The organism is Armatimonadota bacterium, from assembly GCA_020354555.1.
GTDB lineage: Bacteria > Armatimonadota > Hebobacteria.
The window spans coordinates 1,103,074-1,113,831 of record CP070648.1; the positions used below are offsets into that span (position 1 = coordinate 1,103,074).

General features: G+C 64.3%; 7 protein-coding genes. 6 read left to right on the forward strand and 1 reads right to left on the reverse strand.

The features are described 5' to 3' along the window. Positions 1 to 1,140 precede the first annotated feature (1,140 nt). The 4 genes from JSV65_04520 (at position 1,141) to JSV65_04535 (ending at position 7,372) form a co-directional block, all read left to right on the forward strand. Positions 1,141 to 2,076: an alpha/beta fold hydrolase gene (locus JSV65_04520; protein UCH35619.1), complete on the forward strand. Its 936-nt coding sequence runs from the start codon at positions 1,141 to 1,143 to the stop codon at positions 2,074 to 2,076. A 77-nt stretch (positions 2,077 to 2,153) separates the two neighbouring features. Next, positions 2,154 to 2,678, forward strand: coding sequence for a hypothetical protein (locus JSV65_04525; GenBank protein ID UCH35620.1), 525 nt, complete (start codon positions 2,154 to 2,156; stop codon positions 2,676 to 2,678). Positions 2,679 to 3,193: 515 nt separating this feature from the next. Continuing rightward, entirely contained in the window at positions 3,194 to 4,081 is an 888-nt protein-coding gene (locus tag JSV65_04530) for a HEAT repeat domain-containing protein (protein UCH35621.1), read from the forward strand. 9 nt (positions 4,082 to 4,090) lie between these two features. After that, positions 4,091 to 7,372 (forward strand): LamG domain-containing protein, encoded by a 3,282-nt coding sequence (locus tag JSV65_04535; protein ID UCH35622.1) that lies wholly within the window; start codon positions 4,091 to 4,093, stop codon positions 7,370 to 7,372. Between the two features lie 227 nt (positions 7,373 to 7,599). On the opposite strand, the gene JSV65_04540 is transcribed toward JSV65_04535, so the two are convergent. Next, entirely contained in the window at positions 7,600 to 8,109 is a 510-nt protein-coding gene (locus JSV65_04540) for a nucleoside deaminase (GenBank protein UCH35623.1), read from the reverse strand. Positions 8,110 to 8,531: 422 nt separating this feature from the next. Here JSV65_04540 and JSV65_04545 point away from each other — a divergent pair, with 422 nt between their 5' ends. Together JSV65_04545 and JSV65_04550 are read left to right on the forward strand one after the other, a co-directional pair. Further along, positions 8,532 to 9,224: a hypothetical protein gene (locus JSV65_04545; protein ID UCH35624.1), complete on the forward strand. Its 693-nt coding sequence runs from the start codon at positions 8,532 to 8,534 to the stop codon at positions 9,222 to 9,224. Positions 9,225 to 10,062: 838 nt separating this feature from the next. Beyond that, positions 10,063 to 10,530 carry a hypothetical protein gene (locus JSV65_04550; GenBank protein UCH35625.1) on the forward strand — a complete coding sequence of 156 codons (468 nt, stop codon included), beginning with the start codon at positions 10,063 to 10,065 and terminating at the stop codon, positions 10,528 to 10,530. Positions 10,531 to 10,758 lie beyond the last annotated feature (228 nt).

Here is a 10,758-nt window from a genome sequence, read left to right on the forward strand (position 1 = left end):
ACACAGCACGAAGACGTTGTCTTGCTGCCTAATGATGAACGAAACCGTCTGCTGCTTCGCACCGATGCCCCCCACGGCCACTCCAGCTACTGGGGGAGCCCGCAGCGTGCGAGAGGGGTCACGGGCCGCCACCACGTATACGCCCGGCTTCTCTTGAGATGCATAGACGACTCGAATCGGGCCACGGGTCCAGCCAAGCAGGGGTGATGCACAGCGTCCCGACCAGCGGACGCTGCCTTCGCGGTCGACCACAACGAAACGGCGTTGCGGGGCGGTTCCTGTTGCGCCTGGTTCTCTCTTGCTGTCTACAACGAGGGCAAGCAGACGCCCGTCGGGACTGAATGATGCGCTTCTCACGAAGTACGCATCCGCCGAGCCCGTTGCACGGGCCACCTCTTGTGATCGCGTTTGGTCCGAGCCAGGCGGCAACGCGACACGGTGATACTCAGGACGCCTGGCGCATGAACCGGAAAGCGCGTAGGCCGCCACAGTCATCCCAACCAGCACCGTGACGTGCGCGCGCACTCGGCGATCTCCTGTTGGGCAGTGTCTACGTCGGCACGTGCTGTCGACTGTACCTCGTCAGCAAGACCGGGACAAATACCCAGTTGCACTCTTGCGTGAATGAGAGGCTGTTCCTGCTCCTGCGGGCTTACATGCCAACCCGTCCAAGCTTCGTCGCCAGCTGCGGTCAGCACTCCTCCCGCTTGATGTCTCCTCCGCCCACAGGGACGCCATCCTGGCGCAGCGAAAAGCGCTGCAGGTGGGGATCGTTGTGGTCAGGCGCGAGCGTTCCCGCGAGCACGCCTCAGCCAATCGGGCCCGGCGCACCCGGTTCTGGGAGGCCAAGCAGTAGCCCCGATCCCTCAGCGCCGTGATCTCAGTCCGAAGCTCGGCCGTTTGCCCCACCGCGAGGCACGCGGCCTGGCGACAGTGCAGGCGGTAGCGACTTGCCCCCGCGGGCTTTCCCTGGTGTATCACCGCCATGTGACGGACACAAGGTGCCCCGCGCTTGCCGCTTGCCGAAATCCCGGGCGCCGGGCGCGGGCGGCACCATTGCCTCACTCACGCGTGTGCGCGATAATGCATCGCTGCTCGATTTGGTTCTACGCGTGAGAGCGGAGATGGAGGTAGGGCGTGATGGGAATCACAGCATTCCGTCGGCACTTGACGTTCCTGGTGATAATGGTTGCGAGCCTGGCGTCAGTCCCCAGCCTATGGGCGCGGAGCCTTGCCGAGCCCGTTGGCGAAGAGGCTTTCAAGGTCCTCATGGCATTCTACGACTATGACAAGGAGATTTCGCTTGAGGCGCGCGCGGTTGAGTTGAAAGAGACGGCAACGACCGTGCGCCGGAAGGTGGTGTTTCGGGGTGCACGCGGCTTCCTGGTGCCGGGGTATCTCGAATTTCCCAAGCAGGGGAAGCCTCCCTATCCCTGCGTGCTGTTATTACATGGCTGGTCAGGCTCGAAAGAGAACTGGTGGGATGACGGCAAATACATCAGCGGCGGCGAGGCACAGACGGCGCTGTTGGCACACGGCTATGCGGTGTTTGCGCTGGACGCGCAGGGACACGGCGATCGCATCGCCGAGAATGACTACAGCGTCGTCAACGTTTACAACGAGCCCGGTGCTGAGCCGCGCAAGAACTACTTCACTTTGCGGGAGATAATAACGCAGTCCGTTGTTGACTACCGCCGCGGTCTCGACTATCTCGTAACGCGGGGCGACGTTGACATGCAGCGCATCGGCCTGCTCGGCTACAGCATGGGTGGCTTCCAGGCCTTCGCGTTGACGGCGGCGGAGCCGCGTATCAAGGTTGCCGTGGCCTGCGCGGCGCCCGTGTCTTGGAGTCAGGACGTTGTGCTGGCGCCGGCCAACTACGCGCGCGGTATTGGGGACCGGCCTTTCTGCATGCTAGTGGGCCGGCGCGACGAGATGTGCAGCGAGGTTCAGGCGCAGGAACTGTACGAGTTGGCCGAAAGCCCGAACACTAAGATCCTTTTCTACGATGCGGGCCACCGATTGCCGGTTGACTACGTCCCCGATGCCGCCGCTTTCATGGCGGCGCACCTCTGACGGGTGCCAGCGCATGTCAAGCTGCGCGAGGAGCGCTATCTTCTGGTCGCTGCTCGTGACCGGAGAGGAGGGGCAGGATGAGGATCCCCCTGGCCGCGCTGAAATGGATGATTCCTGTCGTCTGTGTCGCCGGAGCCGGCGCCGCGCTGGCCTATGTGCCCAAGCGTCAGATTGCCGTGACCCTCAAGGCGCTGCCGAAGGCTGAAAGTTACGGACTCGAGGCGAGACTCCCCGTAACCCTGCTGCTGACGAATGGGCTAAGCGGCGAAATCGGGTTCGAGAGGTTCGCGGCCAAGCCAAACTCATGGAACGGGGAGACGTACGGCTGCAGCGTGGTGGAGATCTACCGTGACGGGAGGCCGACGAACCTCTACCTTGCGCGCCCGCGACTCACGGTGCCTCTGACCGTCTCGGGACCAGCTCTGAAGTACGTAAAGCCGGGAGAGTCCCTTGAGATAGAGTTGGACGTGCGCAAGTGGCGAATTCGCGACGGATGGCGCAGGGGTACGTACAGGGCAGTCTTTAGGGTCGACCGCATCATTGCAGACGAGTATGTCAGGCTATCGGTGCTGTCGGAGCCGGTGACGTTCGAGGTGAGGTGACGCGTAGTCTCCGTGTTGAGTTGGCTCGGGACGCGATGTCCCGGTCAGGCACCCATGTGATCAGTACGTCACGGCCGCGCGCCCATCCGGAAGCCATTCTCGCGCGGACGGAACAAGACGCAAGAGCAGGGAAGCCGGAACTGCACCTTGGGTCACCCCTGGATCTGTCGCACAATCGCTGACGCTCAACAACGGCACCCCCGATGCTGCCCTGCACGCCGCCGAAGAGGTCTGACAGCGTCAGCGCCAGGGCATGGGCCAACACCTCGATGTTCCGCAGGACAACGTTGCGTCCATCGCGAGCGCCGGAACACCGGCGCAGGTCTCAGGCCTCCCGAGGACGAAGCAACGGGCGCTGGGCTGGGACAGAGATGCTCTGGCAGGAGAGGACGGATCAGGTGAACGCTGCGATATCCCCTGTGCTCACCGTGTCGCTCGCCCTCGTGGTGAGCCTGACCACCGCTGCCTGCGCCCGGACTGCGGCCCGTTCACCAGCTGCGCGACGGGCCGCGCTCTTGAAACAGGCCACGCAGGGAGCGGCGTCCGTATCCGCGCTGGCAGCCGCATTGCAGGATGACAACCTCGTCGTGCGGCGTACGGCGGTACGGCTGCTGACCGAACTCGGCGCCCCGGCCCGGGAGGCGCTTGCCGCCGCCCTCGGCAACTCGGATGTCTTGGTACGCCGCGCGGCTCTCGTGGCTGTCTGCGACCCGCCGACGGCCGATGTTTTGCCGCAGATTCGGCAGGCGGCCGGCGATCCCGACCCACTGGTACGCCTCGCCGCGGTGAACGTCCTGGTGCAGGTGAAGCCGCGCACCCAGGAGGTCAATGACCTCCTGGAGCAGATGCGCAGGGACGAGGCCACGGCAGTGCGTGAGGTGGCCGCGGAGGCCCTCTGGCCTTTCTTCAAGGAGTCGATCTCACTGCGCGAGCGCAAGGACTGGGACCACGACCTTAGGGTCGTGCAGACTCTTCCATTGCCGCTGCAGGGCTGGCGCTTCCAGACGGACCCCGAGGCCGACGGTCACCTGCAGAAATGGTACGAGCCCGGCTTCGACGACTCCGCCTGGACGCCCATCGAGATTGGCAAGGCGTGGGAGGAGCAGGGACACACCTACGATGGAGTCGCGTGGTACCGCGCCGCCTTCGACCTACCGGCCAAGCCGCAGTGTCTGGGCGCCGAGATCGAGTTCGGCGCGGTGGATGAGGTCGCCTGGGTCTGGATCAACGGCGAGTACGTGGGCCAGCACGACCTGGGCCCCGAGGGATGGGACAAGACATTCGCCCTGGACGTGAGCGAAGAGCTGAAGTGGGGCGACAAGAACCAGATCACGGTCCGCGTCCATGACAGCGTCCAAGCAGGCGGAATCTGGAAGCCGGTGGCCATTCAGGTGCTGCAGTAGGAGGCATCCATGAACCGATCAGCGCTTGTGATCATCACCGCGGTCGTCTGCCTGCTGCTGGCGGCCAGTCCTCTGCTGTGGTCCGCCGCGATGCCACCTGCGCCCTGGCAGCAACTCTACACTGGCGACGAGGCCACCGGCTCCAACGTCGTCGGTCTCTGGCAGTTCATGCCCGGTCAGGAGACCAGGGACAACTCCGGCCACGGCCACGACCTGACCTTGCGCGGCGAGGCGCGCTGTGTGACCGAGGGTCCCTTCGGCGGGGCCCTGGAGTCCTTCCGCGCGGTGACCGACAAGCCCCAGGGGGCCATCGCCAAGGATGCCGATGCGCTCTCACCGGCGGGCGCCTTCACTCTGGAAGCTTGGTTCATGGCCAAGCCGGAGATGGACGAGTGCGACACCGTGTTCCTGCTGGACAAGAAGTACATCCACTACCCCCGTGACACCCCCGAGGCGAACTGGGACTACTGCCTCTACATGCGGCGCAGCGGGCGGAACAAGCGCTTGCTGTGCGCCTCGCTGGGCTTCGGCCGGGACTCGGCTTTCGTCACCGGCGCGGAGATCGACGTCGTGCCGGGGCGATGGACGCACGTCGCCTTCACCTACGACGGGGCGGGGCGCTGTCGCTTCTTCGCCAACGGCAAGCTCCTGTCCAAGGTCGTGTTGGAAGGTCGCGGCCCCATCACGCCCGGGCGCTACGACCTGGCCATCGGTGACCGCTACGGCAGCATCCACTCAGGCTTTCCCGGCTACGTGGCGCAGGTGCGCATCAGCAGCGGGATCGTCCCCTACATCACAGGAGGGCTGAGCGTCAGTGTCGGACGCGGGCGCACCGCCTTCTTGCGGATGGAGAGGAACGCCACGCTTGCGGTGACGCTAGGCAACGAGACGACCACCCCACTCACCGGCGGGCGCGCCCAGGTGCGCCTCGGCAGCACCGGGCAGCGGGTCGCGCTGCCGGACCTGGCGCCCGACCAGGAGTATTCCTTTCCGGTCGGGGTCAACACCGCGCTCCGCCCCGGCGACTACGCCCTGAAGGTGACCGCATCGGCCACGGGAGCGGGCAAGAGCATTCGTGTACACAAGGTGATTCCGATGAGCATCGTCTCACGGCCGCTGCCCAACCAGATGCCGGTGGTGATGTGGGGCGGAGGTGACATCGAGCGCCTGAAGGCCATTGGCTTCACGCACCAACTGATCAGCCTGGTGGATTACGGGCGGGTATGGCAGGCCGGGATGCCCACGGAAGCCATGTCTTCGGACCAGGTCGTGCAGCAGGGCCGCATGCTTGATGACATGCTGCGCGCCGGCCTGCGTGGTCTCGTATACGTCTATCCTGGCTCCTGGGTGACCAATGACGCCGAACGCCGCGCCAGGTACAACCGGGTGGATCGGGCGGGGATGAGTCGTGCCAACCAGAATGTCTGCGGCAACTTCCCGGAGGTCCGCCGGTTCTGCTACAACGTCGGCGCCTCAGTCGCCAGGACCTTCGGCCAGTATCCTGCCCTGGATGGCTCGCTGATCCATTCCGAGGTGCGCGACGCCTCGGACCTGTGCTTCCATGAGCACGACAGGCAGGCCTTCCGCGCGGCCGCAGGCTACGACATGCCGGAGGAGGTCGCGGGCAAGACCGGCCTGCGCTACACCCGCATCCGCAACTTCCCCACCAACCGCGTGGTGAAGGACGATGACCGTATCCTGGGCTTCTACCGCTGGTTTTGGAGGGATGGCGACGGCTGGAACCCACTGCACTCGGAAGTCCACCGGGGCCTGAAGTCCACCGGGCGCAAGGACCTCTGGACATTCTTCGACCCCGCCGTGCGGGCGCCCGGCCTGTGGGGCAGCGGCGGCGACGTGGATGTGATCTCTCAGTGGACCTACTCCTATCCCGACCCCATCAAGATTGGCCAGTCCGCTGATGAGCTGTTTGCGATGGCAGAGGGCAAGCCGGGGCAGCAGGTCATGAAGATGACGCAGGTGATCTGGTACCGCTCCGGAACTGCCCCGAAGCTCCCGGAGGACGAGAGCCAGCGCGCGGAGTGGGAGAAGCAGAAGCCGGATGCACCCTTCATCACCATTGCCCCCGACCACATGCGCGAGGCTTTCTGGGCGAAGATATCCCGCCCGATTCGCGGGATCATGTACCACGGCTGGCAGTCGCTGGTCGAAACCGGAAGCACCACCGGCTACGTCTTCACCAACCCCGCCACCCAGGACGTACTGGCCGCGTTGACCCGCGACGTCGTGCGGCCCCTTGGCCCTACGCTGCTCCAAGTCCCCGACCGGCCGGCCGATGTGGCGCTGCTGGAGAGCTTCACTTCGCAGGTATTCGCAGGCCGCGGCAGCTACGGCTGGAGCGAGTCCTGGGAAGCCGACGTCCACCTCATCCTTCAGTGGGCCCACCTGCAGCCGAAGATACTCTTTGACGAAACCGTGGTCCGCGATGGCCTGGATCGCTACCAGGTCCTGGTCATGCCCTTCTGTGATGTCCTCACCGAAAGCGTCGTCGCCAGGATCAAGGCCTTCCAGCGACGCGGAGGCATTGTCGTGGCCGATGAGTTCGTCTGTCCGGCGATCATCCCCGACATCGTTCTCCCCAGCTACAAGCGCACGGGTAAGGCTGACGGGGACAAGGCCGCCCTGCAGGCGCTGGCCGTCAGCTTGCGCCGCGAACTCGACCCCTTCTACACCCGCTACGGCGATTCAACCAACCCCGATGTCGTCCTGCGCTTCCGCCGGTACGGGGACACCGACTACCTGTTCGTGCTCAATGACAAGCGCACTTACGGCGACTACGTCGGTCACCACGGCAAGGTCATGGAGAGGGGACTGCCCAACTCCGCCACCCTGTCGGTCAAGCGCAAGAGAGGATTCCTATACGACCTCGTGCGGCACGAGGCCGTGCCGGTGAAAGCGGGCGCCGGCGGTCTGCGCTTCGACGTGGCGTTCGGGCCGGGCGATGGGCGGGTTCTCATGCTCACCAGTCGGCGGATCGGGGGCGTCGGGCTCGCCGCACCGCGCCAGGCCAGGCGCGGTGGCACCGTGGACCTAACCGTATCGGTCCTCGACGACGCCGGTGCACCCATCGCGGCCGTCGTCCCCGTGCTGGTGGACATCCGCGACGCCCAGGGGCGCCCCGCTGAGTTCAGCGGCTACTACGGCGCGAAGGACGGCAAGGTCAGCCTTCACCTGAGCCTTGCGCCGAATGAGGCCCCGGGTACTTGGACGATCGCGGCCAAGGAGCTGGCCTCCGGGCTCATGCGGCAGCAGGAGATGGTGGTCGCGCCATAGACCAACTCGCGTTTACTCTCATTGCAGGTGGACCAGGATTTGGGTTTCAGGCCCCCCGGACGGTCAAGGACGTGGTCACCCTGGTACTCCATACTAGCCCAGACCAGGTGTGGGCCGCGTTGGCCGATTCCGTTGACTACTACCGTCGGGAGCGCTGCCACGAAGCGCTCAAGAACGTCACTCCGGACGATGTCCCCTCCGCCCACAGGGAAGCCACCATGGGGCGCTCAGGAGACTGAATGAGGGGGAGTGCGGAACGGATGCACCTTGCCTTGGATGATGTCGGCGTCGGCCTCGGAGTACTGCCTTATCAGGTCGAGGCATTCATCCTCGAGCACGCCCCCCAAGTAGGTGCGGATGTGATGAGCAACGTAGGGGACGCGCTCGACCATATGAGTGGCCCCGGCGCGGTAGTCGAATGCCCCGAATACCACATGGTGGATGTCTCCCATGACGATGGCACCGAGGCACATGGGGCAGGGCTCGACGGTGCTGTAGACTACGCACTCGTCATGATGCTCGCACAGGTATTCCGAGCACGAGAGAAGAGCGTTCAACTCGGCATGAGCGATATGGCAGCGGCTTGTATTGCGCGTACTGGAGCCCCGGCCTACCACCCGGCTGCCGTGCACCACCACCGCGCTGATGGGAAGATCACCGCGGTGGAGCGCGGCTTCGGCATCCTGGAGTGCCTGGCGCATGAAGAAGTAGTGGTCAAGAGTCTCGACATCAAACATTGGTCGCCTCCATGAAGACGCAGCCGCGAGAGGGCTCCATCCCTTGTTCCACAGGAGAGGCGCGCTGTCCCTGTCAAAGCGCCATGAGACGCCTGTGGGCTTGCCGAAGATGCGGGCCTCACCGCTGGCCCCATTCGGCGCTCTTCTCCCGCTCGACGTCTGCTCCAGCCACAGGGAAGCGATTCTGGCGCGGAGAAGAGCGCTTTGGGTGGGCAGCCTGGTCGCCCGGCGCGAGGACTATCGCAAGCTCGTCAGGACCACAAGATGCGGCAGCAGGGACAGCGGGACTGCAACCTGACTCAGTCCTCAATGTGCCCACGGTCGCTGAAGCTCGACGCCGCAGGGGTTGGCAGTCATCGGTTTGAACAGAATATCGCTTTCTTGCGCCGTCAGAGAGGTTTGGCTAAAGGAGGCATGCTACCATGAAGGCACTGGGAAGGCTGGCGGTGGTCGCGGCGGTTGTGGTGGCAGGTATCGCGTTGGGGGCCGCAGCAGGGGAGAAGATCTGGACCGATCGCTTCTTCATGAATAAGAGCGACTTGTCGCCGACAGGCACGAACCCGTACTTCATCTTGCAGCCGGGCTACCAATTGCACCTCACGTCTGGGGATGAAGAGCTCACTGTCACGGTCCTGAATGAGACCGAGACCATTGACGGTGTACAGACCAGGGTCGTGGAGGAAAGGGAGACCGAGGGGGGCACGCTCAGCGAGGTATCGCGGAACTACTTCGCGATCTCCAAGAGCAATAACACCGTGTTCTACTTTGGCGAGGATGTGGACAACTACGACGAGACGGGCAAGGTCAAGGGCCACGGTGGTGGCTGGCGTGCCGGTGTCAGCGGCGCCAGAGCCGGTGTGATGATGCCGGGAATCCCCTTGATCGGTGCCCGTTACTACCAGGAGTTGGCCGCTGGCGTGGCCATGGACCGGGCCGAGATCGTGAGCCTGACCGAGGCCCTGAGCACACCCGCGGGAACGTTTAAGAACGTCCTCAAGATCGAGGAAACCACGCCCCTCGAGCCCGACGAAAAGGAATACAAGCTCTACGCGGCCGGCGTTGGCTTGCTGCAGGACAGCAGCCTCAAGTTGCACCGGTACGGGTATGTGAAGTAGCCTTGACACTGTCGTCAGGGCGCCCCTGTACAACGTCAGGCGCGCCTGTGAACGTTGCCCAGTTCGCTCTGCTCGGCAGGATACCAAGGCCTTGCGCGTCCGAGTGTAGCGCTCACGGGCGGATAAGACCGCGTGTAGCGGTCTCTATGAGACGGCGTGTCAACACCTCCCCTGCGAACTGCTCCGACGATCACGTGGTGGTCTTGTTGTGAGACGTGTTGTAGAGGTTGAGCGACGCTGAGACCGCGCTCCGGACGAGAGAGAGCGTTTCGATACCAGCATCCTTCTACTCCAAAACGCTCTGGCATCGAAATCCGCCACCTCGCCCACAGACTGAGAGAATCTCGACGCCAGGAGGTCTTCCTCCACCAGCGCTGGCAATTGGAATCGTCGCTCTCCAGTTCTGAGCCGCATCACGCGACTCCAGGCGTCCCGAATCAACCTTACCCGCCGCCGGTAGCGCGTCGTCGCTCATCAGCGACGCTGTTTGCCCGGTAGCGGCGCCCCTGGAGCATGTACTCCTGCGGTGGCGTCTCCGTTCTTACCAGCGTTCGAATCCCGCCGGGGGTGCCAATGCCGGAACTGACAGAAGGCAGTTGGAACATGACACCGACCCGCCCTTGGGGCCGGGTTTGGCGTTTCTGGGGGGTGGGCGACTAGCATGTGACTGCGGCCAATCCACGCCGTTCGCTCCGCGGAGAAGGAACACCCTGGCGTGCTCGCCGAAACTGCAGGGCGTTCGGCCTCGCAGCCGGCCAAGGGGAGCAGTGACAGCGAACAGCGCCGCGCACACGAGGCGGCGCTGTAACCGAGACCGCTCGACGCCAGGAGGGAGCACGTGCATTCAGTTGTGGAGCAGGTGGAGATCATCGGGATGATGGCGGCGCACGAGTCAGTGATCGCCGAGCTGTACCAAGCGTACGCCGCGAGATTCCCGCAGCACGCAGAGTTCTTCCGCGCGCTCGCCGCAGAGGAAGTGGAACACGCCAGGATGATCGCCGCCTTCGCCGACAAGGTCAAAGCTCACCTCGTCCACGTCAACCCCGGACGTTTCAGCCCGCAATCCATTCTCACATCACTTGACTATCTGCGGGAGCGCGTCAAGGAGGCCAAGGAAGGCGAAATCACGGCAATCAACGCGCTCTCAACAGCCACGGACCTCGAAGAGGCCCTGATCGAGCGACGGTACTTCGAGATCGTCGAGGACGACAGTCCGGAGCTGAAGCAGTTGCTGCGGACGTTGGCGACTGAGACCGAAGCCCACCGCGGCATGGTGCGTCAGGCCTGGGAAAACGAGCGGCGCTGAATCCCGCAGGGCTCAAGCCGGAGCGCTCCTTAGGGCGCATCCGTGTGCGCAAGGCGGACGTGTCGCGCGTCTATCGAGGTTCGTGCATTAGGGAAGGACGCAAGAGACGGCGGGGCACCTCCCAAACGAGACTCTATGGATGCTGGATGTATGGTGCGCGGCCGGTTGACGCCTTCTCGTCGCTCTGATAGGATGAGGACAGTCGGCTGGGTGTGCTTCATTCCCCGT

Excerpts from the sequence above, each read along its gene's own strand:
- JSV65_04540 (UCH35623.1), bottom strand. The coding sequence starts at position 8,109 with ATGTTTGATGTCGAGACTCTTGACCACTACTTCTTCATGCGCCAGGCA.
- JSV65_04535 (UCH35622.1), top strand. The coding sequence starts at position 4,091 with ATGAACCGATCAGCGCTTGTGATCATCACCGCGGTCGTCTGCCTGCTG.
- JSV65_04520 (UCH35619.1), top strand. The coding sequence starts at position 1,141 with ATGGGAATCACAGCATTCCGTCGGCACTTGACGTTCCTGGTGATAATG.
- JSV65_04545 (UCH35624.1), top strand. The coding sequence starts at position 8,532 with ATGAAGGCACTGGGAAGGCTGGCGGTGGTCGCGGCGGTTGTGGTGGCA.
- JSV65_04525 (UCH35620.1), top strand. The coding sequence starts at position 2,154 with ATGAGGATCCCCCTGGCCGCGCTGAAATGGATGATTCCTGTCGTCTGT.